General features: G+C 39.7%; 19 protein-coding genes. 10 read left to right on the forward strand and 9 right to left on the reverse strand.

The features are described 5' to 3' along the window. Positions 1–44: 44 nt before the first annotated feature. From WA1_RS11160 to WA1_RS11170, 3 genes are all read right to left on the reverse strand, one after another. The gene (locus WA1_RS11160; protein ID WP_017748393.1) at positions 45–3,071 is read right to left on the reverse strand and encodes a peptidase domain-containing ABC transporter; all 3,027 of its coding nucleotides are present in this window, start codon (positions 3,069–3,071) and stop codon (positions 45–47) included. A gap of 49 nt (positions 3,072–3,120) precedes the next feature. Continuing rightward, positions 3,121–3,879 (reverse strand): peptidylprolyl isomerase, encoded by a 759-nt coding sequence (locus WA1_RS11165; RefSeq protein ID WP_017748392.1) that lies wholly within the window; start codon positions 3,877–3,879, stop codon positions 3,121–3,123. 227 nt (positions 3,880–4,106) lie between these two features. Continuing rightward, on the reverse strand, positions 4,107–4,622 hold the full coding sequence (locus WA1_RS11170) for a hypothetical protein (protein ID WP_017748391.1): 516 nt from the start codon (positions 4,620–4,622) through the stop codon (positions 4,107–4,109). Positions 4,623–4,936: 314 nt separating this feature from the next. Here WA1_RS11170 and WA1_RS11175 point away from each other — a divergent pair, with 314 nt between their 5' ends. Together WA1_RS11175 and WA1_RS11180 are read left to right on the forward strand one after the other, a co-directional pair. Further along, positions 4,937–7,456 carry an NACHT domain-containing protein gene (locus WA1_RS11175; protein WP_017748390.1) on the forward strand — a complete coding sequence of 840 codons (2,520 nt, stop codon included), beginning with the start codon at positions 4,937–4,939 and terminating at the stop codon, positions 7,454–7,456. A 112-nt stretch (positions 7,457–7,568) separates the two neighbouring features. Further along, positions 7,569–7,748, forward strand: a complete 180-nt coding sequence (locus WA1_RS11180; RefSeq protein WP_017748389.1) for a hypothetical protein — start codon at positions 7,569–7,571, stop codon at positions 7,746–7,748. 18 nt (positions 7,749–7,766) lie between these two features. Here WA1_RS11180 and WA1_RS11185 read toward each other — a convergent pair whose 3' ends face one another. Then, positions 7,767–8,141: a c-type cytochrome gene (locus WA1_RS11185; RefSeq protein ID WP_026135204.1), complete on the reverse strand. Its 375-nt coding sequence runs from the start codon at positions 8,139–8,141 to the stop codon at positions 7,767–7,769. Between the two features lie 273 nt (positions 8,142–8,414). Between WA1_RS11185 and petG the strand changes: the two genes are divergently transcribed. Continuing rightward, positions 8,415–8,528 carry a cytochrome b6-f complex subunit V gene (gene petG, locus WA1_RS52585; RefSeq protein WP_048871568.1) on the forward strand — a complete coding sequence of 38 codons (114 nt, stop codon included), beginning with the start codon at positions 8,415–8,417 and terminating at the stop codon, positions 8,526–8,528. Between the two features lie 104 nt (positions 8,529–8,632). Here the strand turns inward: petG and rsmD are convergent, their stop codons facing one another. Both rsmD and hisH read right to left on the reverse strand, forming a co-directional pair. After that, the gene (rsmD, locus tag WA1_RS11190) at positions 8,633–9,184 is read right to left on the reverse strand and encodes a 16S rRNA (guanine(966)-N(2))-methyltransferase RsmD (RefSeq protein ID WP_017748387.1); all 552 of its coding nucleotides are present in this window, start codon (positions 9,182–9,184) and stop codon (positions 8,633–8,635) included. 100 nt (positions 9,185–9,284) lie between these two features. Beyond that, entirely contained in the window at positions 9,285–9,920 is a 636-nt protein-coding gene (gene hisH, locus WA1_RS11195) for an imidazole glycerol phosphate synthase subunit HisH (protein WP_017748386.1), read from the reverse strand. Between the two features lie 58 nt (positions 9,921–9,978). Between hisH and WA1_RS11200 the strand changes: the two genes are divergently transcribed. The 4 genes from WA1_RS11200 (at position 9,979) to WA1_RS11215 (ending at position 18,163) form a co-directional block, all read left to right on the forward strand. Continuing rightward, positions 9,979–10,491, forward strand: coding sequence for a C15 family peptidase (locus WA1_RS11200; RefSeq protein ID WP_017748385.1), 513 nt, complete (start codon positions 9,979–9,981; stop codon positions 10,489–10,491). A gap of 40 nt (positions 10,492–10,531) precedes the next feature. Then, the gene (locus WA1_RS11205; RefSeq protein WP_017748384.1) at positions 10,532–11,905 is read left to right on the forward strand and encodes a DUF3370 domain-containing protein; all 1,374 of its coding nucleotides are present in this window, start codon (positions 10,532–10,534) and stop codon (positions 11,903–11,905) included. A 127-nt stretch (positions 11,906–12,032) separates the two neighbouring features. Continuing rightward, complete coding sequence (locus WA1_RS11210; RefSeq protein ID WP_017748383.1) at positions 12,033–12,575, forward strand: hypothetical protein; 543 nt, start codon at positions 12,033–12,035, stop codon at positions 12,573–12,575. A gap of 110 nt (positions 12,576–12,685) precedes the next feature. Next, complete coding sequence (locus WA1_RS11215; protein ID WP_017748382.1) at positions 12,686–18,163, forward strand: trifunctional serine/threonine-protein kinase/ATP-binding protein/sensor histidine kinase; 5,478 nt, start codon at positions 12,686–12,688, stop codon at positions 18,161–18,163. Between the two features lie 69 nt (positions 18,164–18,232). Here the strand turns inward: WA1_RS11215 and WA1_RS11220 are convergent, their stop codons facing one another. Next, entirely contained in the window at positions 18,233–18,718 is a 486-nt protein-coding gene (locus WA1_RS11220; RefSeq protein ID WP_017748381.1) for a DUF3291 domain-containing protein, read from the reverse strand. Between the two features lie 440 nt (positions 18,719–19,158). Between WA1_RS11220 and WA1_RS11225 the strand changes: the two genes are divergently transcribed. Then, a complete protein-coding gene (locus WA1_RS11225; RefSeq protein ID WP_017748380.1) occupies positions 19,159–19,758 on the forward strand; it encodes a MiaE family protein in 600 nt (199 codons plus the stop codon). A 124-nt stretch (positions 19,759–19,882) separates the two neighbouring features. Next, entirely contained in the window at positions 19,883–20,368 is a 486-nt protein-coding gene (locus tag WA1_RS11230) for a GNAT family N-acetyltransferase (RefSeq protein ID WP_017748379.1), read from the forward strand. Positions 20,369–20,420: 52 nt separating this feature from the next. Here WA1_RS11230 and WA1_RS11235 read toward each other — a convergent pair whose 3' ends face one another. Both WA1_RS11235 and WA1_RS11240 read right to left on the reverse strand, forming a co-directional pair. After that, positions 20,421–21,776, reverse strand: coding sequence for a sensor histidine kinase (locus tag WA1_RS11235; RefSeq protein WP_017748378.1), 1,356 nt, complete (start codon positions 21,774–21,776; stop codon positions 20,421–20,423). Between the two features lie 382 nt (positions 21,777–22,158). Next, positions 22,159–22,389, reverse strand: coding sequence for a hypothetical protein (locus WA1_RS11240; RefSeq protein WP_017748377.1), 231 nt, complete (start codon positions 22,387–22,389; stop codon positions 22,159–22,161). 634 nt (positions 22,390–23,023) lie between these two features. On the opposite strand from WA1_RS11240, the gene WA1_RS11245 reads away from it, so the two are divergent. Then, positions 23,024–24,088 carry a permease gene (locus WA1_RS11245; RefSeq protein WP_017748376.1) on the forward strand — a complete coding sequence of 355 codons (1,065 nt, stop codon included), beginning with the start codon at positions 23,024–23,026 and terminating at the stop codon, positions 24,086–24,088. Positions 24,089–24,095: the final 7 nt, after the last annotated feature.

A 24,095-nucleotide genomic window follows, 5' to 3' on the forward strand; every position in this document is an offset into this window, starting at 1 on the left:
GTTAGTTGTTGGTTGTTAGTTGTTAGTTGTAAAACCACTAACCACTAACCACTAACCACTAACTCTTGTTGTTGATAAAGGCAGTAGTAACGACCTTTTTGCGCCATAAGTTCTTCGTGGGTTCCTTGTTCTACAACGGTTCCTTGGTCTAATAACAAAATGACATCAGCGTTCTTCACAGTACTTAAACGATGGGTAATAAAAAAGACCGTGCGAGCTTCCGAAGAAGGAGATCCGCTACCGCGAAATGTCTCTGCAAGATTAAGACAAACTTGCCGTTCTGATTGGTAATCTAAAGCACTAGTGGCTTCATCTAGAATCAACAAGCGAGGATTTTGTAGAACTACGCGAGCAATGGCAATGCGCTGTCTCTGTCCTCCTGAGAGGGCTGAACCTTTCTCGCCAACTCTGGTGTTGTAACCATTGGGCAGAGACATAATGAAGTCATGGGCTGCTGCAATCTTGGCTGCTTCTATAATTTCCTCAGGTGTCGCATCTGGTTGAGTGAGTGCAATGTTCTCTTGCACTGTGCCATCAAATAAGAGCGAGTCTTGCAGCACCATGCCAATTTGACGGCGTAGGGAATAAAGTTCAACTTTGGTGATATCATAACCATCAATTAAAATTCTGCCAGACTCTGGCTCGTAAAGTCGTGGCAGCAGCTTTGTTAAAGTACTTTTGCCAGAACCACTTTGCCCCACAATGCCAATTAATAGTCCGGGTTGAAAATGCAGGTTAATATTCTTCAGTTGCAGTGGACTATTGGGGTTAAAACGAAAACAAACGTTCTCAAATTTAACATTCCCTTGAATGCTGGGCATGGGAATGTTTTGACGGTCTAATTCTGTCACTTCTGCGGGGCTATCTAAAATATCGCCAAGGCGTTCTAGAGAGAGTGCTGTTTCTTGAAAGTTCTGCCACAGTTGCGTCAAACGCAGCAAGGGAGATGTAACGTAACCAGCGATAATCCGAAAGGCAATAAGTTGTCCTAAGGTAAGTTGTCCTTGCAGAACTAAGGCTGCTCCTACCCACATCACTAATAGTGCGGAAACTTGGTTAAGAAAATTACTCGTAACGTTAGCACCAGTAGAAGTGACAACAGTTTTGAAGCCAGCATCTACATAATTAGCATAGTGTTCTTGCCACTGCCAACGGGAACGCAATTCTATATTTTGCGCTTTTACTGTTTGAATCCCTGAAAGAACTTCTACTAAGTAAGATTGAGCTTCGGCATTACGTTCGGCTTTACTTCGTAACTGCCTTCGCACAATCGGAGAAACCACCATTGTTAGGAAAGCAAATAACGGTACAGTTGCTAAAGCAACAAGAGTTAAGACCCAACTGTAGATTGCCATTACCACAATGTAGATAACGGAAAATACGGCATCTAGCACCACCGTTAAAGCAGTTCCTGTTAGAAAGGAGCGAATATTTTCCAGTTCTTGGGCGCGGGTAGCCAGTTCTCCTACAGGTCTACGTTCAAAATAGCGTAAAGGTAACCGCAGCAGATGATCGATAACTTCTGAACCTAAGGTGAGATCGATTCGACTGGTCGTATCGACAAATAAATAAGTGCGGAGACTTGTGAGAAGTCCTTCAAAAATAGCCAAAATTAATAATAAAATACCCAGTACATTTAATGTATTAAAGCTATTTTGAATAATGACTTTGTCAATAATTAGCTGAATAATTAAGGGATTAGCTAAAGTGAAAATTTGAACAAAAAAGGAAGCAATTAAAACTTCAAAGAGAACTTTACGGTATTGAATGAGGGAAGGAATAAACCAACTTAAGCTAAACTTTTGCTTGGGCGTGTATTTGGTTGGTTTGAGTAGCAAGACTTGACCTTCTTCACCCCAATTTTCAATGAAATTGGGTAACTTCTGTGGAACTATACCGACTTCTGGTACTGCCAAGACTAGCTTTTGTTCGCCGATTTCATAAAGGATGGCGAAACTATCTTGCCACCGAATCATCGCAGGGGTTTGCAGTTTAGAAATCGCGACGGCTGGTATGTTGAGAAGTTGGGCATTTAACCCTATTAATTCAGCGATCGCACCACAAAGTTGTAATGACAAGGTTTGAGTGCGTTGAATTTGATTGTCCAGTACTTTTGCGATCGCATCCCGGCGAAAGGGAATACTCCAGTACTGACTCAGCATTTGGAAGCAAGCTAAAGTAGCATCTCTTGGTCCTCTACCTTGTATGTAAGGATAACTAGGCGATCGCGATCGCCCAAAAACTGTTGCGACTTCTAGTTTGGGAGGGCTTTCCGGCGCATGGGGAATGTCTTCGGAAGGATGAAGTGTAGAAGGATGAAAATTTTCATCTTTGATACTTTCTACTTCATCTTTTTTAAATGGCAAACCAATCAAACGGACAGCAATAGAACTTTGTACCTCTAAACGCCTTGGCTCTATATTTGGTGGTAGTCGGCTTCCTAGAGAAAAATTTGCAACTCCCTGACTACTAACAAACCAGGTCAGTCGAGAGTCTAACTCTGCCTTAGGATAATTGGTATGAGTGAGAGTAAGAGCGACAGCGTCTGGTAATATCTTAAAAGTAAGCTCTGCAATATCTGAAACATTATAGGATTTCAGGACAGGCTCGCTATCTGCTCTTTGCGACAGTTCGGTACCCAGCAATTCAAAAATTTCAATAGCACTGCATTGAGTATAAAAACTTTGGGCAAATTCAGGAAAATTTTTGATTAAGCTTAAAAAATCTGTAGCAGATAAATTAATGCAAACTGTTTCTGTAGATGCAAGGACTGTTTCACAAGGAATTCCTCGTAGCAAACTCAGCCACCCCAAAATTGCTCCTGGTTTAAAAAGTTGCAGGGTGATAGGTACATCAGTATTTGGCTCTTGGGCGAGCAAGCGTGCTTGTCCTTCATAGATAATCGAAATATAAGCTGATATATAATTTGGCACTAAGATTGCCTGACCCATGCCATAACGCAAAAGCTGCAACTTGGGAAGTAATTTTACAAGTTCTTGTGCTGGTAGTAGGTTGAAAGGAGATAATTCAGTTAAAAAATTTTGAATAGAGGCTTGTTGAGTATAAGTCATTTTTATTGATTGGGCATTGGGTATTAAGCATTGGGCATTGTTCTTTTCCTCATCTCCCCATCATCCCCATCTCCCTTATTTCCTTGTTTCCTTCACTTATCAGTTTTTGAAGTTGTTCTCTCAGCCAGTTTTCATAGAGTTCATTTAACAAGCGCGATCTCATGGATTCATCTAACTGTGCGGGAATATATTTTTCTAGGCGCACAATCACAAACCATTCGCCAATCCGAGTCGGTGGTAGTAGTTTTCCCGGTTGACTGCTAGAAAGCATTTGTACCATTGTTGGGTGTAAGGTGGACAGTTCTACAGAACCAACCACTCCATCCGTTTGAGCTTCCGGTCCTTGTGAATATTCTCGTGCTAGTTCAGCAAAAGATTGTTCTTTTGCCAAAATGCGGAAGAAAAGTTCTTGACTCACTCCCCCATCCTGAGTTCGTAGTAGAGAGTAAATCACTTTATCCAGCTTTGTCTTGTACTGGAAAAAGTAGGATTCCAATTTATTTCCCCAAGTCGCTTGTTTAAACTTTTCAATTTTTAGTTTACGAGTCACAATCATTTCTAGTTGATTTAAAGCTAAACCGTAGTATGCCATCCATACCTGTATGTCAGCTTTGCTTGTGAACTGATTTTCAACACAAAATTGTTGTCGGGCTTGTGCTATTTCTTCAGGCGTACACTCTATTGGTGCAATAGCCTCATCGATAATCAGTTCCCGCCGAAACTGCGGTAGCATCAGGTAGCTTCCCAATAAGGAAAACAACTCGCTAGCCGCGATTTTGCGATTGCCTATTTGCAAAACGTCAGTCATGAACTCTTAACTAGTGAGAAGTATGAAAGAGTTTCTGTTGGTGAAATTGTAGGTAGACGTTTCTCTGAACTTAAATCTTCTGCTTGTTGGTAGATACTCCCGGCGCGAATATTATTTTTATGGAAAAAATAATAGATGCTTTTATCACATCTTAACGCTGTCCTTATTCAACTACTGTACGTTAAATAGAGTTCGTACTGCAAGAGTCTTGTTTGATTTGTAACGACTTATTTCAGTTCATAAGGATTGAAATGCCAATTGAGGAGTTTTTCCAAAATTCGGCTTTGGCGTTTGGCATTTTGTTCAATCGCCTCAAAAGCCTCAATAGTGGTACTTTGGCTAAATTGACTTTGATGCCAAAGATGAGTCAGATTCAACGTGCGATCGAGGTAAAACTTAAATTCTCTAGCTAGAGAAGATTGGTCGCGTTCAAACTGTTGATTCACAGCATCCACAATAATTGGCTTACAATCAACCCCTTCAAGTTTGTCAGAAGTGAGACGCCACTCCAAAAGTTGTTCTATGAGGAGACTCTGACATATAACGTTTTGCTCAATGTCTTCAAAAGCCTGAACGGTTGTACTATAATCCATCCGCCCTTGACGCCAAAGATGCGCCCAAGCAAGAATGCTATTGAGTGACAGTCTCAGCTCTATCGACAGAGACGATGCAAATTGTTTAAATTCTTGGTAAACCCAATCGCTATTGATATATGTCGTAGGATGGATTATTTTATTGTTCATAATAAGAATTTTAATTTAATGATTTTCTTTCTAGAAAAAATATGCGGTAATTAACGGTAAAATTCGGAAGCTAATACTACTCTATAAGCTATTCCCACTCCTTCTCCTATACCTAAAAGTAGATTTAAGATCTGTCTGGTACTGTTTTCTATCTTTGGATGTATTGATAGAATATTGCGATGAAGAGTAAGGATGCTTTTTCTGTATCAAGCGAAAGAGTTGATAGATGAGGTTTTTCCATACTTGGTGTAGCCCATTTAAGCATGACAGTTTTTTAGTGCTTAAATATTTAAGAAAACGTAGAGAGGCCAAAAATGGCAGCAATAGCAGTTAATCACAAAATTTTTGAAAAATTAAAACAAGCATATATAGAGAAATTTGGTGCTTCACCTAAATTTCTGATTACTGAGCTAAATCGTATTTATCAAGATAAAAGAGAAGATTCCAAAGATATTATTTCAGATAAAACGATTCGGAACTTCTTTAAGGATGACGAACCCACAAAGATGCAGGAGAAGAATCTCAACTTCTTATGTGGAATTTTATTAGGGTATGAAAGTTATCAAGAAGCTTTAAGGCAACAAACTGCATTGGAACAAGGAGAGAAAGCCGAGACTGACGACCGGGGAACTTGGTTTGATCGCTATCAAGAATATCTCAAGAGAAAGTGCGGTACTATCAAAGTCCTGACGATGACGCAACCCCTACAACTCGATAGTATTTACGCCCAAGTCAACGTTTTAGAAAATATTCAAGGAAAACAGTCTCAAACCATTCAAGAACTGTTTAGTCACTTTTCAAGCGAAGGTATAGGCTTTAGTCGATTTAACTATAGAATTAGAAACCATTTATCGGCTTTAGATGCTATTAAAAATTATTCTAAGCTGCTCATTTGGGGGAAACCCGGTGCGGGGAAAACAACCTTTCTCAAACATCTTGTTTTGCACTCTATTCAACAAGAAAAAAAACAAGAAATTCCGATTTTTATTTCATTAAAAGCCTTTTCTGATGAAGAAAACGAACAAAATTTTCTCGATGCTATTAAACAAGATTTGTCAGACTATATTTCCGACCCATCTCAATTTGTTCAAAATTTGCTAGAACAAGGTCGTTGCTTAATTTTATTAGATGGATTGGATGAGGTGGGAGAAACAAAAAGCGATCGCATTTATCAAAGTATTGATACTTTTGTCAAGAAATTTCCCAAGAATCGTTTTGTCCTCACTTGTCGTTCTGGCGCTGCTGATTATATATTTCCTGATTTTACAGAAGTAGAGATGGCAGATTTTGATGACAGCCAAGTTGAGATATTTGTCAGAAAATGGTTTGCGCCTAACGAAGATTTGAAGTTAGCAGATAGCTTGCTGGAAAAAATCGAAAAAAATAGAGCTATAGAAGAACTAACAGCAAATCCATTATTACTAACAATGTTATGCTTGGTGTTTGACGATCGCTACGAACTTCCAAGAAACCAGTACTCACTCATTCATGATGCGGTAGAAATCCTTTTACGTAAATGGGATGCAAGCAGACGAATAGAACGCAGTGTAACTAATAAATTCAACTTACCGTATCAACAAAAAGTTAATTTGTTGAGTAAGATAGCTTATGAGTCTTTCTTGCAAGAACCACACAAAATCCTGTGGCAACAAAGGGAATTAGAAGAAAATATTGGAAATTACATTGAAAATCTTCCTGATTTTTCTAGTGACACTTTAACTTTTGATAGTTTAGCTATCTTAAAAAGATTAGAAGCAAATCATGGATTGCTCGTTAAGCAAGCGCAAGATATTTACTCATTTTCACACTTGACTTTTCAAGAATACTTTGTAGCGAATTATATTGTAGAGAGTCGGAGCTACGAACTCTTAAAAGAAGTTGTTAAACAACACTTGGTAAACCGTCAGTGGCGAGAAGTCTTTCTCATAATTGCAGGACGGATAGCTAATGCTGATGATTTTTTAAAAATTCTATTTATTCAAATTAGTAAGCTAGTCAGCAGTAAACGATTACAAGATATGTTGACTTGGCTGGATGATGTAACAACTTATCATGGCGTCAAATCTAGCTCTTGGAGAGCTTTCTATTTATTTGTAGACCAAGAATTTGAACTTTATACAAATCAACTCTCAAAAGTCGATTCTGCCTTAGCACAAAAACTTGCCATTCTTTTAAAAGAGTTCAATCGGGAACGAAGGAATATTATCGAGCGCTCGCCCCTTTCCGATTTTGCATTATATTTAGTAGACACCCATACTAAAGTATCTGCAAGAGCGGAGAACAAGCAGTTTAAGCCTCATAAAATCAGTCCTTTGCTGAGAAAAGAACTTCCCGTAAGTGATGATACGGTCACAGATCCTCAATTAGGAGGCGAAGGTGTAACAATTGATAAAAATAGGGGTGTGATTACTCTCAGCAAACAGCAAAGACAAATTACCCTTGATAAAGATAGTTTCCCCAATCAAGTCATTTCTAGTATTACCAGCGATCGCCCTTTAAATTACGAGAGTTTGGCTGATGAACTCATATTCTTACAGGAAAGCTTTCCTAATGATAATGCACCCCAATCTGATTGGGAGGATTGGATCAAACATTTAAGAGGAGTCATGAGGTTGTATTTGAATATTGGCTATGATGATGTAAAATTTTCAACCGAACAAATCAAAACGTTAAAAGATTATTTGTACGCGAATATCCTTCTTCTAGAGTGCATTAGAGGAAGTAGTTACTCTTCTAAATATCTACGCAATCAAATTCTCGATTACCTGTTGCTACCTAACAAGCGCATTCCTGAAACTCTTATTAGAGAACAGGGGTCAGGGGCTAGAGGCTAGGGAAGAGGGATTTCTTATCTTTCTTCTTTTTACCGCATTTTACCGTAAAATGCCAGACATGGTATAATTGTGTGATATTCAACAAGCTAAGGACAAAACAAGCAAATTTAATATGGGCAAACAACAAGTAAAAAAGATGTGCGATCGCAAACCTGGTGAGAAGTGGACAGATGGTTGTTGTAGCTCAATTCCAACTGACAATTCTGAGACTAGAAAATTTGAAGACTCAATAACACACACTGCGATCGAGTCTTCTTTATTATCTGAATCAGAATCACAAATTACTACATAATACTTATGTAAATTTTCTTTACAGAGATTCCAAATAGGTCAAAAGGTCTGCCATGGCTTGAGGACTTGGCTGAAATTTTGGCATAGGTGGCGTTTCACCACTTGTGACTTGGTGTATGAGACCGTAGGGCGATTTATGTTTAGAGACCCCCTGCAAGCTCGGTCCAACACTTCCATCTGCTTGCCAGCCATGACAACCAGCACAGTTTATTTGAAAGATGGCATGTCCTTGTGCTGGGTCACCTTTGAGTGATAGAACAGCTTTGGCATAAGGATCTGAGGGTCTAGTTGCATAAACAGCAAAAACGCCCAAAAGGACTGCTAGCACGACCGTCAGGGCAATGAAAGCGATGTGCTGAATCAGAATTTTAGGTTTGGTAATCTGGTTATCCAAAAGTTTGCTGTTCAAATCAAAGTGTACAAAAATTTTTATTTCATACACATAGCTTAAAAGTTCTTGATTAAATATGCAATTGATTGTGTTTGAAAGCACAAATTGGGGATGTGTGGATTTTGGATTTTGGATTTTAGATTTTGGATTGAAGATTGGGGACAAGGGGGCAAGGGGAACAAGGGGGAGCAGGGGATGAGAAGAATGAAAGAGTTGTTGCTGAATTTGGTAGAATGAAGGGCGGGAACCAATTTTGTTGCACATAGGAGATCTAACGTGGTTGAACCCCTGCTTGACGGCATCGTACTGGGTCTTATCTTCGTAACCCTCGCCGGATTGTTTTACAAAGCCTACGAGCAGTACAAGCGTGGCAATCAGCTTGGTCTGTAAAAATTGGCAGTCGTCAGTCGGGAGTAGGAAATAATAATTCCTATTCCCCAATCTAAAATCTAAAATCCAAAATCCAAAATCCACGCATCCAAAATCCAAAATCCCTACTCCCCAGTTTTCACGCGATAAAAGGTCAAAGCCGTATTGCCATAGACTTTCTCACGGCAGATTTCCCAAGAAGAAATGATGGGCGGTGTCCAATCTTGGGGACTGTGTTCTAGTGCTATTTCGCCGTCTGTATCTAAAAGATGATGGTAAGCTAAGACTTCTAATACTGGCTGATATAATCCGCTAGCATAGGGTGGATCGAAATAAATTCTGTCAAATTGTTGCCCTGAGAGTTTTGGCAACATCTGCAAGATATCTCCTCGCAGCACTTGAAATTTTTGTTCTGCATTGGCTAGGTGCTGCCAATTTTCTTGAATAATTGCATATGCACGGCTGGACTTTTCAATGCCTGCGACTAAACTGGCTCCTCTGCACAAAGCTTCTGCGCCCATTGACCCAGTTCCAGCACACAAATCTAACCAGCGACAACCATCTATCGTTCCCTGCCAAATGTTAAACACAGCCTCCCGTACTCGCGCACTGGTGGGTCTGGTTTCTCTCCCTGGCAATGTTTTCAAGGGACGATTACCATAAATTCTTAAGCTCATTTGTCAACGGTCATTGGTCATTAGTCATTGGTCATTAGTCATTGGTCATTTGAGTAAGGACAAAGGACACTCGTACAAAGGACACTCGTACAAAACTCTATTATGCAGCAACTTGTGTCCAAACCTGAGATACGAAATTAGAGAGAATTTGCAATCCAATGTTAGAAGATTTTTCCGGATGGAATTGAACTGCCATGATATTATCGCGGGCGATCGCAGCTGTGACAGTTTGGCTACCATGAGTGACAGTTGCGGCACAAACTTGGGAATCAGTTGGCTCTACATAATAGGAATGGACAAAATATACCCATGGATTTTGCGGTAGATATTCCCACAATGTTGTTTTTGGGTGGGTAAGTTCGAGTTGATTCCAACCCATATGGGGAATTGTGATCCCCGGTTCTGGAACAAATCGCCTGACTCTTCCTTTAACAATTCCCAGTCCTGGTTCAACTCCTTCTGCACTCGATTCAAAAAGAATTTGCAAACCCAAACAAATACCTAAAAAAGGTTTGCCAGAATCAATTGCTTCTTTGATCGGTTTTTCCAAATCAAGCGATCGCAACTGTTTGACAGCTGGGTCGAAGGAACCTACTCCTGGCAAAACGATCGCATCTGCTTTTTCTAATTCTTTTGCCGAATCAGTAATCCTTGGAGTTGCGCCAGCTTTTTCTAATCCTTTGCAAACCGAGTGCAAGTTTCCCATGTCGTAGTCTACGACTGCAATCAACGCCATTTACCTGCTCCCTGCTAATTTATTATGGAGGGTACTTATATTCTAAATAATATCTCTTATGCAGAAAAGGTTTTTATTAACTTCTTTTCAAACTTGGTTACCTCATCAAAAATCAAATTCTTCTGATGATCTATTGGCAGAAGTTACCCGACTCAATTCGTTGCCTTATGAGTTAACGCTGTTGCGACAATTGCCTGTGGAAGTTGAGCAAGCCAGTTTTCGAGTCATAGAAAAGATCCGCGAACTTCAACCAGACTGCATCATTTGCTGTGGTATGGCTGAGAAACGGACGCTATTAAGTGTGGAAGTAGGTGCTGTCTGTGGGGAAAGTATGTTACTGACTACGGTTGATTTAGAAAAATTGGTGGCTGGTTCTCAGACTGTTGAGATTAGCCATGACTGTGGAAAATTTGTCTGTGAAGGTCTTTATTATTCTGTTTTAGATGAACTGCGCCTCCGGGAACTAAAAACTCCTTGTATATTTATCCACGTTCCTATTTTGACTGAAGAAAACTTCCCCTCAATTATGGAAGATTTTTTACTGATGATTCACAGATTGGCACTTTTGTAAAGATAATTGCGTCTCAAAGTAGAAAAAAATATGTCGGTATATGTTTCCATTCTTACTCATTTTTCCCATCGCCCAAATAACACCTTACCCGATCGCTCCCCCACCCGCACCGCCTGAAGAAATTGTCCAACAGCAACAAGTACGCCCTCTACCAGGAAAATTAGATGAAGTGCCAGTGTTCAATAGTAATAGTCCTGAAAAGGTTTTGAAAGAGGGGATTTTGCTCTCAACTTTTCCATCAGAGGGGAAAAAAGTTCCCACAGCACATTTAAATTTTTCTTTTAAAGGTCGATTTGATGTTTTTGCTCACCACGTAGCGGAAGCACCAACTCCTGAAGATTTGCGATCGCTGTACCTGGGAATCATCGTACATAACCCCAGTTCTCAACCAGTGACAGTGAATATTTTGCAAGCAGCTACCTATCTCAGCCAACCGGATGCACCTTTTGTTGATCTGCCATTTAAGAGTGATAATATTTTGAGCAATACCTTTGCAGGACCTGGCGATCGCGTTACAAATCAAGTTCTTCGGGGACAACGGCAAGAAATCTTCCCGGCTCAAATTATTATTCCACCAGGGGAAAGCCAAATGTTACTTAATGCACCAATTCCTGTCAAAGAACTCACGCCGCCTTTAAATGGTCGCTCGACATATATGCGACTTTGGAGTAGTGACAAAGTCTATGCAGCCAGTCTAGCAATGTTTGCACCAACCAATCCTGATGGTAGCGAACGTCCCCCTACTGTAGAAGAGTGGCAATATCTATTAAATAATAGTGAATTATCCGGACCTCGTGACAAAATCCCCACTCCTTTAGAAGAGACAAACAAACCGATAATTTACGGGCGCGTTGCTGGAGTTGCCTTAGGTTCGGAATGGAAAGGTTTACTTGTAGATAACCCTAAAAAAACATATCTCACCATTCCCAGTCCCGGACAAACCTTTTCCTATGGCGTAAGTACTTTAGATCGCGGCACTTTAGGTACTGAGCAAATACAAAGCGCTCCTATGTTGGTACGCTATCCCGACACTGCCTATCGCGCCCATGGAAACTATGGAGTCGAATACAGCTTAACTTTGCCGTTATATAACAACACTCAAAACCAGCAAACAGTCACCGTGTCAATGCAAACCCCTATTAAGGAAGACAAGTTAACTAAATCAGGACTACGCTTTTTTAATTCATCAGTACAGCCAGTCTTCTTCCGTGGATCGGTACGGGTACGTTATCAAGATGATGCAGGATTGCCTCAGACTCAGTACGTGCATTTGGTACAAAGACGCGGACAACTGGGAGAACCTTTGGTGGTGCTGAATATGAAGGGAGGTGAGAAAAGATTGGTTGAGGTGGATTTTCTTTATCCGCCAGATGCTACTCCTCCACAAGTCTTGACTGTGACCAGTAGTCAGTGACCAGTGACCAGTGACCAGTGACCAGTGACCAGTGACCAATATCCGCATTCTCTACGTTAACTTAATAACCTTGTTTGTTAGATAATTCTAAGTACAATAAAAAAGTTATCGGTGGAGCAAGTTTTGAATGCGTACCTTAAATTGGATAAAAAAGTTACCTATGGCTGTAGCTGGAGCTACATTGATGGCTTTGGTAAATCCTGGGATGGGTCAAGCCGCCATTCTAGTGACTAATAATGTGATTAAGCCTCCTCCAGGTCAAGAGATTCCTGATGTGGGAATTTGTCCTCCTTGGTGCGGAAATGGTGTAACAATCGATTTGTTTACAGATTCTTCTCCTGTAACAGCTATCAATAACACACCATTTAATATAGTGGGTGTCATCGATATTATTCCCGATGATGAAGATGCTATATGGGGTAATGCAATTTCTGATATTTTCAGCAGCCTTGTTATATCCAGCGATCGCAAAAAGTTGGTTCAAAGCGGAGGCGTAATTCGTCCTGGTGAAACCGTTTATCCATTTAGGACAACGAATCCACCTGGTAGTCGGGTTAGGTTTACGGCACAACTCATATTTGCCAGTGTTCCCGAATCGAGTTCCGTCTTCGGGTTATTGGTTTTTGCTTTACTGGGTGGCGCTGCAATTTTTAAATGCAGAAGAAATTGATTCTTCCCACCACGTAGAAAAATTTACAACCACGGGTAATTCCACCACGCAAATGGGAAAAATAAGTTTGTAGGAGCAACAAACAATTTACTTTACTAGGGGCTGCTGTGGTGAACTTGACTGGTTATCTCATTTCTCAACAAATATACCTAGGTCATAAAACTGTAGTCTATCGAGGTATAAGGGAACTAGACCGACAGCCAGTCATTATAAAAATGATGCGGAATGAGTATCCTAGCTTTAAAGAACTGATACAATTCCGCAATCAGTTCACCATAGCCAAAAATCTCCACTTAGAAGATGTTATTAAAACGTATAGTCTGGAACTCTATGAGAACAGCTATGTTTTGGTGATGGAGGATTTTGGGGGCATATCCTTAAAAGATTATGTCTGTGACAATGTAGAGACGCGCCATGGCGCGTCTCTACGTGAATTTCTGCAAATTGCTATTCAAATTGTGACTGCATTGGAAGGATTGTATCGCCATCGAATCATTCACAAAGATATTAAACCTGCCAATATCCTTATCAACCCTAGCACGAAGCAAGTCAAGCTTATTGACTTTAGTATCGCCTCTCTACTTCCTAGAGAAACCCAAACCCTTACGTGTCCTAATGTTTTAGAAGGAACTTTAGCATACTTGTCTCCCGAACAAACTGGACGCATGAATCGAGGGATTGATTACCGCAGTGATTTTTACTCCTTGGGTGTTACTTTCTTTGAACTCCTCACAGGGCAATTGCCTTTCACAAGCAACGATCCTATGGAGTTAATCCATTATCATATTGCTCAACAGCCGCCACTCGTTCATCATATCAATTCGGAAATTCCCCCAACTCTATCTGCGATCGCGAACAAACTGATGGCAAAAAACGCAGAAGATCGCTATCAAAGTGCTTTTGGTCTCAGGTATGACTTGGAAGTATGCCTCCACAGCTTAGAACAAACAGGAAATATCTATCCATTTGAATTAGCAAAACGGGACATTTGCGATCGCTTTCTCATCCCCGAAAAACTCTACGGACGGGCCAAAGAAGTCAAAACATTGCTTGAGGCATTTGGGCGCGTAGCATATCCTCTGGATATGGGAATAGCAACAGACAAGCAAACAGATATCTCATCTATATCTGTTACCCATTCGTTGCCAGAAATGATGATGGTAGCAGGTTTTTCTGGGATTGGGAAAACGGCTGTCGTTAATGAAATTCACAAACCAATTGCTAAACAGCAAGGCTACTTTATCAAAGGTAAATACGATCAGTACAAGCGTGATGTCCCCCTATCAGGAGTTGTACAAGCGTTACAGGATTTAATAGGGCAACTTCTATCAGAAAGCGATGCTCAATTACACCATTGGAAAGACAAAATTCTTGCTGCTTTGGGCGAAAATGCTCAAGTTATGATTGATGTCATTCCAGAACTCGAACAGATTCTTGGTCAGCAACCTCCTATATTAGAATTATCAGCCACTGCTGCACAAAACCGCTTTAACTTACTGTTCCAACAATTTATCCAGGTTTTCGCAACCATTGAACATCCTTTAGTCATATTTCTTGACGACTTGCAGTGGGCAGACTTAGCATCCCTGAAGTTGATGAAGCTATTAATGACAGATACACGTTGTCTGTTGATGATTGGAGCATATCGAGATAACGAAGTTTTTCCAGCACATCCATTGATGCTGATGTTACAAGATGTTAATGCTATTGTTAATACAATAACATTAACACCCCTCAGTATAACTGACATCAATGATTTGATTGCCGATACGCTTAGTTGTTCTACTCAACTGGCTCAACCTTTGGCAGAATTAGTTTATCAGAAAACTCAAGGCAATCCATTCTTTACCAATCAATTTCTCAAATCCCTATATAATGAAGGTTTAATTAGTTTTGATTTTCAAATAGGTTCTTGGCAGTGCGATATTGCTAGGGTGAAGATGTTAGCACTTACTGAGGATGTTGTGGAGTTTATGGCACGGCAATTGCAGAAACTGCCAATCGCCACTCAAACGGTTTTGAAACTAGCAGCATGTATCGGTAACTCTTTTGATTTAGCAACCTTGGCTATTGTATATGAGCAATTGCCAGATGAGACTGCAGTCGATTTATGGAAGGCTTTACAGGAAGGATTGGTTATTCCCACAACTGAGGTTTATAAGTTCTATCAAGACTCGTCATTGGTCAAGTTTCATTTGTCATTAGAAAACAGCGAACAAAGGACAAATGACAAAGAACAAATGACTGTTTCCTACAAATTCCTTCACGATCGCGTACAGCAAGCAGCATATTCTTTAATTCCTGAAGACAAAAAGCAAGCCACTCACCTGAAAATTGGACAACTGCTATTGAGCAGTACACCAAAAACTCAACAAGAAGAGAAAATCTTTGAAATTGTTAATCAATTAAATTATGGTGTGGAATTAATTATTCAGGAAACCGAGCGAGATAATTTAGCATCATTAAACTTGATAGCTGGGCGGAAATCCAAAACTGCCACTGCATACACAACTGCTCTAAAATATTTGATAACTGGAATACAACTTTTAGCTAGCAATTGTTGGGAAAATAATTACAATTTAACACTTTTTTTGTATCAGGAAGCGGCAGAATCAGCATATTTAGCTGGTCGTTTTGAACAAATGATACAGTTAGCAGATGTTGTGTTACAAAAAGCCTCTTTACTGCTAGAACAAGTCAAAGTCTATGAAGTAAAAATACTAGCTTTTGGAGCGCAAAATAAAGCTAGAGAAGCTGTGGAGATAGCATTAACTGTTCTCAAAATGTTGGGACAAGAATTGCCATTAAAACCCAACCAGTCTGATATTCAGCAAGCAATGTCAGAAACAACATTAAATCTGAATGGCAGGTGTGTTGAAGATTTAATCAATCTACCAGAAATGACAGATGTCAATCTCTTAGCAGCTATGCGTATTCTATCGCTTGTCATCACATTTTCCTATCAAGCTGCGCCGGAACTATTTCCACTTATTTTGTTGAAACAAGTCAATTTATCACTTCAATATGGCAATGCTCCTTTATCAGCTTTTGCATACGTTGCTTATGGGCTGACACTTTGTGGTGTAATGGGAGATATTGAGCAAGGATATCAATTTGGCAAACTTGCTTTAAATTTATTAGTTAAGTTTAATGCGAAAGAAGTGAAAGCCAAGGTTATTCAAACCTTTAATGCGCTCGTCAGGCATTGGAAAGAGCATACTAAGGAAATATTACCACCTTTGTTAGAAGCTTATTCTGCTGCATTAGAAACAGGTGATTTAGAATTTGCAGCCCTTTCTCTGAAAGTTTATTCTTACTCTTCATACTTCATTGGCAAAGAACTTACTCTACTAGAACCAGAAATGGCTACTTACAGTTATGCTATTAGTCAACTGAAACAAGAAATGCCATTGGCTTGGACTTCCATCTTTCGACAGGTTGTCCTGAATTTACTTGGGACAGTTAACAATCCATGGGACTTATGTGGTAAATCTTATGATGAGGAAAAAATGCTACCGCTTCTCCAACAAGCTAACGATCGCGTTGGACTTTTATTTTTATTTTTCAGCAAACTCCAACTATGCTATTTATTCGGAGAGTTCCAGCAAGCCGTAGAATATGCAACGTTAGCAGAAAAGTATTTAGATGGCGGAATAGGACAAATAGTCACTGTACTCTTCTATTTTTATGATTCACTATCTCGGCTTGCAGTATATTCTGAATCCTTACAACAAGAACAAAAGAGTATTCTTGATAAGGTGCAGATCAATCAGGAAAAGTTACAGAAATGGGCGCATCATGCTCCGATGAATTATTTGCACAAATTCTATCTAGTTGAAGCAGAAAGACACCGAGTGCTCAATCAAAAATCTGAAGCTATAGAGATGTACGATCGCGCTACCTCTTTAGCTAAAGAGAATGAATACCTCAATGAAGAAGCACTTGCTCAGGAACTGGCTGCTAAATTCTACTTGGAATGGGGTAAACAAAGAATTGCTCAAGACTCTTTTATCAACGCCTACTACTGCTATGCTCGCTGGAGTGCAAAGGCAAAAGTTTATGATTTAGAAAAACGCTATCCCGATTTACTTAAGCCCATTCTACAACAGGAAAAAATTCTTCTCACTCCTGGCGACACAGTGACAACTTCCGGTGGAACGACATCACTGACATCCATCTCTAGTACCAGTGTTTCAGAGATAATAGATTTGACAAGTGTTATCAAAGCGTCTCAAACTCTTTCTAGTGAAATTGAACTGGACAAGTTACTTGATAAATTAATGCAAGTGGTGATGGAAAATGCAGGTGCAAAAAAATGTGTCCTTATTTTACCTCATGGGAACAAGTTGGTGATAGAGGCGATCGCGACTATCTCAGAAACCCCCACTATTCTGCAATCTATTCCTGTGGAATCTTCTTCAGAAATTCCTCTTAACCTCATTTACTATGTCAAAAACACTCTAAAAACTTTAGTTATTGATGATACTACGGCTGAAACTTACTCTGTCACTGATGCTTACCTTAATCAATACAAGCCAAAGAGTGTATTGTGTACACCCATCATCAATCAAGGGAAGTTAATTGGTATTTTGTACTTAGAAAATTCTCTTACCACCGGAGCATTTACTAGCCATAGATTACAAGTGCTTAATCTTCTCATTTCTCAAGTAGCGATCTCCTTAGAAAACGCTCGTCTCTATCAAAAATCGCAAGAACTCTACCAACAAATGCAAAGCTATGCCCAACAACTAGAATACTCTCTAACTGACCTTAAGCAGATGCAACTCCAACTTATACAAAGCGAGAAAATGTCTGCATTGGGTAATTTAGTTGCAGGTGTAGCACACGAAATTAACAATCCTGTAGGATTTATTGTTAGTAATTTACAACCAACACAAGAATATATCCGCGATTTATTTCACTTAATCGACCTTTATCAGCAAAAATTTCCTCATCCGGGTGATGAAATTTTAGAAGAAATTGAAGCCATTGATTTGGAATATTTGCGAACCGATTTTCCTAAGCTTATTAACTCTTTAAAACTCGGTACTGACCGGATTCGCAACATTAGTATTAGCTTAAGAAGCTTCTCTCGTGCCGACACGACTGCAAAAGTTCTCTTCAATCTTCATGAAGGAATTGATTCTACCCTTCTGATTCTCAAGCATCGTTTAAAAGCTAACAAAGTTCATCCTGAAATTAACATTATCAAAGATTATGGTGACTTACCATTAGTGAAATGTTTACCCGGACAACTCAATCAAGTTTTCATGAATATATTAGCCAATGCTATTGATGCGATCGAAGAGTCATTGGGAGAAAAAATAGGATTTATTTGGATTCATACTCAATGCAGTTCAGAGAAACAGAATGTTATCATTCGGATTAAAGATAATGGTGTGGGAATGCCTGACGCATTGAAATCCAAAATTTTCGATCATCTATTTACTACGAAAGCTGTAGGCAAAGGAACGGGATTAGGATTATCAATTGCCCATCAAATTGTTGTTGAGCAGCACCAGGGAGTTTTGGAAGTTAATTCAGTACCGGGAGAGGGTTCAGAATTTATTATTACTCTTCCTTTGTAAGACCTCACCCTCAGTACAGACTCTTCAGGGCTACTAAAAGCCCCCTCCTTCTAGGAGTGGGGTCGTTTACTAATAACTACTAGTGGCTAACTCTACTCTATTAGGTTGGGGAAATGGCTTGCTAAAAGAGAAGGCGATGGGCGTTGAACCATAAAGACACAAATGCTCAAGCCGTTCCTTAGCTTCAGCAATTGTGGGAGTATGTCCTACAGGAACCCACCATAATGCCAAGATAGGTCGATCAGTTTTTTCAAACCAACGACGGCGATCGCGCATTATATTTGCATGAGCACCACGATAAACGTAATTTGAGAGGGCTTCTAGGGATTGCCAAACAGTTAGGGTAATTAAAATGCGCTCATCGTCAAAAGCACGGATACTGGTAGCATCGTTTGCACCTTCACTCCGCAAACGCCATACAAAACCAGGATCGGCATCCGCGATCGCATTAATACTTTCGATTTGTGCAATGAACTCTGCCATTTCTGGAGAATCTAGTGGCGCACGTAAAGTAGCGGTGTTCACTTGGGCAAGATGATAGCGTTCTGTGTTCATGTATCTATCCTAAGACTGATTGCAGGTGAGGACAGACTAGCATCACAGGTAGAACTTTGGCATCTGATAATTCTTCATTTTTGTTTTTAATACTTCATATTTAAGTGCCTAACTAAAAACGTGACCATTCATACAACAATGCTGTTGAGAAATGTTCTATGTTAACTAAACACCTTTACTTTTGTACTAACGGCGGTTCTATCCGCTAAAGAACCACCAAAGCGGCGGGAATTGCCTGCTTTCTTAGTGCCATTAAATTCATGAACTGCAATGGCATCACAGGTTGAATACGCCCATATCAACCCATTGGCAACTTTCTCCGCCCTGGTGATTTATTTGTGCAATCCTCTTTTCTTTCCTCTGCGTCCTCTGCGTCCTCTGCGGTTCCTAAAAAATTTGTAACTATATATTGTATATGTGGAGTTTTTTGACCTTTTATCGTGCTTTCATCTGAACTGTCTACAATTAACGCTCTCAAACAACCAACAAGTTCTGCATGGGTAGAACAAGCTGTTGCAAATCTAGACACCATTCTCCTCGATCACTCCCAATGCGAACGAAAAGCAGCAGGAGTTGCCTTGAACATGATATTTCGCTATCCTTCTAATGCCAAAATGGTGCGAGAGCTAACCAAAATTGCCCGTGAAGAACTAGAACATTTTGAACTTGTCAATCAATGGTTGGAAAAACGGGGTATTCCTCTACGTCCTTTGCAGCCACCGCCTTATGGTGCGGGTTTAAAATCGCAAATTCGCTCAAAAGAACCAGAGAGGTTTTTAGACTCTCTGCTAATCAGTGGTTTAATTGAAGCTCGCAGTCACGAACGTCTGGGATTGCTAGCAGTTCACTGCTCTGAACCGGAATTAGCAAAATTTTACCACAGCTTAATGGCATCTGAAGCTCGTCACTATGGCACTTACTGGGTTCTTGCAGATACTTACTTCGATCGCGATCTTGTGAGACAAAGACTAGATGAACTAGCATTCGTCGAAAGTGAATTATTAGCGACTTTACACCGAGAACCACGAATTCATAGTTAATACCATTTTGGATTTTAGATTTTAGATTTTGGATTGAGAAAGTCATGTCTAGACTTGATTTGGACTAACTATCTGTTCCATTCTTTGTTCAAATTGATATAAGCGGAGATTTCTAGTAGGGGTAATGAAAAATTACTATCAAGATTTTTTAATTCGTCACTGGGAGGAGAGCGATCGCACCGCTGCTGCCAATATTATCAGATCTGTCCTAGCAGAATACGGTTTGGGTTGGGAACCAAATGGAGCAGATCGAGATGTGCTACAGGTAGAAGAATGTTATTTAGCCATTGGGGGAGAGTTCTGGGTTATCGAACATCAAAACCAACTAGTAGGAACTGCAGCTTATTACCCTATTAAACGAGGAGAAAAAGCTGTAGAAATTCGTAAAATGTATCTTTTACCTAGTGTTAGGGGTTTTGGATTAGGTAAACATTTGTTACAACAGTTAGAGGTAGCAATTGTTTCTCAAGGCTTTCAAGAAATTTGGATTGAAACTGCTAGTGTTTTAGTAGAGGCTGTTCAACTTTATGAGAACAATGGGTATGAAAAAGCATCAGGTGTAGAAACAGCCCGTTGCGATAGAGTGTATGTTAAGAAATTTTATTGTTAGTTGTTAGTTGTTGGTACCCTACTCCCTCACTCCCTACTCCCTACTCCCTTTTTCATAAAGGTAAGAGAATTTGAAATTCTGTGCCTTTGCCAAGTTCAGAATACAAATTTAACTCACCACCATGTCTCGCTTTAACAATTCGATAACTGACTGATAAATTGGTTTCTTTATCAGCGCGTTTTTCTATGGAAAAAGAATCAGTAATTTGCTGTTGCAATTCTTGAGACATTCCCGGACCGTTATCAGCAATACAAATTGATACCCACCGAGAATCTGGTGTATCTGGTAAATTAACTTTTCGCGAAATGACTTGAGTCGTAATTTCAATTCTTGGTTTTTGAGCCGTGACTGCAGTTTCTAGATGCATTTGCTGTCTAACTGCTTCATTCAGAAGTGTATCTACAGCTTGACTCAAAATGTTCATAAAGACCTGATTTAATTGTCCAATAAAGCAAGATAATGGTGGTAGATGACCGTAATTTTTAACTATTTCAATTTCTCCAGTAATTCTGCTATTAATTAATAGTATGATGCCGTCTATATTGGCGTGTATATCTGTAGGTTTTGGATACACTTCATCAATATGACAAAAAGTTTGTAATCCTGTCACCAACTTTTTTAATCTTTCTGCTCCAGCACGGATACTAGCGATCGCTCTTGATAAATCTTGTTGTAAAAAATCTAATTCAATTTCTTGTTTAAGTTGATTTGTTTCTTCCGACAGAGGTAAATTTTCTTTTTCATAGGCATCAACCAACTTCATCAAGTCTTGGCTGTAGTTAGCAACATGAGCCAAATTACCCCAAATAAAATTTAAAGGGTCTAGAATTTCGTGCGCCACCCCATCTACTAAACGACCTAAATTGGCCATTTTATCATTTTGAACCATCAGAGCTTGACTGCGCTCGTACCGCACTTGAGTTTCTATTCCTCGAATTTGCCAAGAGGCAATATTTAATTCTTGTACATCCAATAACCTGTAGATATCAGGTGCTGTATGTACAACCACAGGTTCTCCCAAGAGTTCAGCAGAACGTCTTAATGCAAGTTGTATCGCTGCTAATATTGGGGTAGTCTCTGTAAGTAACAAAATTTCTGTGCGAGCATAACTGTAAAGAACACTGAGTGGTTGCTGAAGAAATAACTCCTGTCCGTATGGGCGAATTAAAAATTCCAGCAGTCGCCGCCGTGAAATCATTCCCATATACTTTCCCTCCTCTACTAAAATGACTCCTGGTAGAAGTGGGTATTTGTCGAAATATATAGCAATTTCAGCACCAGTGCAATTTGTCTCCGCAAAAAAGTTGTATGCTGGCAGTTCTCTTAACGTAGACTCTAAACCTAAGTCACTGTTACTGCTACCAGATAAAAATGGTGGTGATATTCGCGAACTGGATTCTTGTGACACTAGAAACCCTGATCTGAAAAGCTCAACAATAAATTAGCATATTAATCTCCTATCACCCAGTACGGTTCAGTTAAGGGTCGCGAGGGGGTAGAAACCCGGTATCTCCAAGATACCGGGTTTCTAAATAACTGCTTAACTGAACTGTATTGTCCTATCACCCACAATAAAGTAGAGTGGTTTGGAACGCTGAAGTAGCTATTAAGACATAATCTTTTGTTTTAGTCAATTGTAAATATGCTATTTGTAATGTTTCTGTAATAAGGTATTGAATCCTATTTTCAATTCTTCTACTAACTATTAACCACTAACTACTAACCAATTGCAGCGTTCTAGTCCCCAGTCCCTATCTTCACTATAAAAGCAACCTTCAGTGCTTGGGGACTTAGTCATCAGGAACCTCAACCATCCCTACAAGGGTATTAAAAAATTCCCATGCATCCTCTGTTGTTGTCGTTGCTGCCAATGGTGGTGATTCCAAGGGGAATTCATCAATCATGGGAGCTTCATCGATCGCGACTACAACTCTATAATCTCCTGGAGGCATATCATACGGTAACTGTACCGTAAGTTTGCCATCAGGACTAACGTTGGCAATTGTTTCAATGCTTCTCATTGATTTATCTTACATTTTTTTTAAAATTAAGACCACGAGTTCATTTGCATTAGTGAGTAGGGGTGCAATGCGATCGCGCCCGTATATGGTTGGTGGTTAGTGTCTGACTGAAGGAAGAATCTTAATGAATTTGTCCATTTTGGTCTTGAAGTTTTATCTTTTTTATAGTAAGTAATTATACGTAGCTCTTTTGGGAGAGGTTGTCAAAACTAGTCTTGACTCACAGTTGACGGAAATGAACGGTGTTTTCTTTATGTTTAGAAACTGTAAATCCTTTATAAAAATTTTTAGAAGATAATATAACATCAAGGAAAATTACTTGACTTATGAGAATAAATAATCAGACTTATCCTACTTAAGGAGGTAGCGAGTGAAAATCGGAACCATTTACTGAACTTGGCAATCATCTACGAAGTGCTGTTGTTCCCACTCAATGAAGGCAAGTATAAATATTTATGCCAAAATCTTTATACTCTTCACGGTTTACGCAACCAATGCTATTACGCAAATGATAAGAGTAAAGTTAGCATTTAACTATCTTGTTTTTTGTCAACAACCACCTACTGACTCTTCTGAACGCTAGAATGACTTTTCACACCCTTAGAACTTAACACCGCTTTGATAAGCGACACCCATGAATCAATTGAACAATGGTTTCACTCTATTTCTTAGTCTGCTAGTCGAGGCGATCCCTTTTTTGTTACTGGGAGTTTTGTTCTCCAGTTTGTTGCTATTTTTTGTAGATGAGCGCAAATTGGCGGAAAAAATGCCTAAAAATCCAGTAATGGGCGCTTTATTTGGCAGTTTAGTGGGATTTCTGTTTCCTGTTTGTGAGTGTGGCAACGTACCGGTGGCGCGGCGATTGCTGATGCAGGGAGTCCCTACACCAGTGGCAATTGGTTTTTTGCTAGCAGCACCGACTATTAATCCTGTCGTTATATGGGCCACTTGGACTGCATTTCGAGACCAACCGGAAATAGTGGTGTTAAGAGTTTTATTCTCCTTGTTAATTGCAGTTATTGTTGGGACAGTCTTTAGTGTTCAAAAAGACTTAACTCCGATAGTCCAACCTTCAATAGCTCGTTATCTAAAATTTAATCCACCAAAATCCTCTAAATCCAAACGAAGCACAAAAGACAAAAAGAATAACTTATTGCAGCAAGGACTAGGAGTTCCCACTGTATTACAATCAGGAACTTATATGTTAGGAGGGCAAGCAGGGCAAACTATACGGATGGATGCAACTGCTTTGCAAGCAGCTATGGCGGATTCTAGTCCGAGTAAACCCCTGATGGATAAGTTGCGGTTGTTGGTAGACAATTGCATACAGGAACTGCGTGAACTAGGCGCGGTTTTGGTTATGGGAAGCGCCATTGCAGCAGCAGTTCAAGTACTTGCTCCCCGCGATCTTATTATCAGCTTAGGTTCCGGTCCGATTAGCTCCATTGCTGCTATGCTCATCCTGGCTGGAGTCGTATCGATTTGTTCAACTGTTGACTCATTTTTTGCCTTGTCTTTTGCCTCGACTTTTACCAGTGGTTCCTTAGTGGCTTTTCTGGTATTTGGACCGATGATTGATATCAAAGGTGTTGGTTTAATGTTATCAGTCTTTAAACCAAAGGCTGTTCTATACTTATTTGCTCTTGCAGCACAACTCACATTTTTATTTACCCTTTTTGTTAACTTACACGTCTTTTAAATCAGTG

Source organism: Scytonema hofmannii PCC 7110, from assembly GCF_000346485.2.
In the GTDB taxonomy this organism is placed as follows: Bacteria; Cyanobacteriota; Cyanobacteriia; order Cyanobacteriales; family Nostocaceae; genus Scytonema; species Scytonema hofmannii.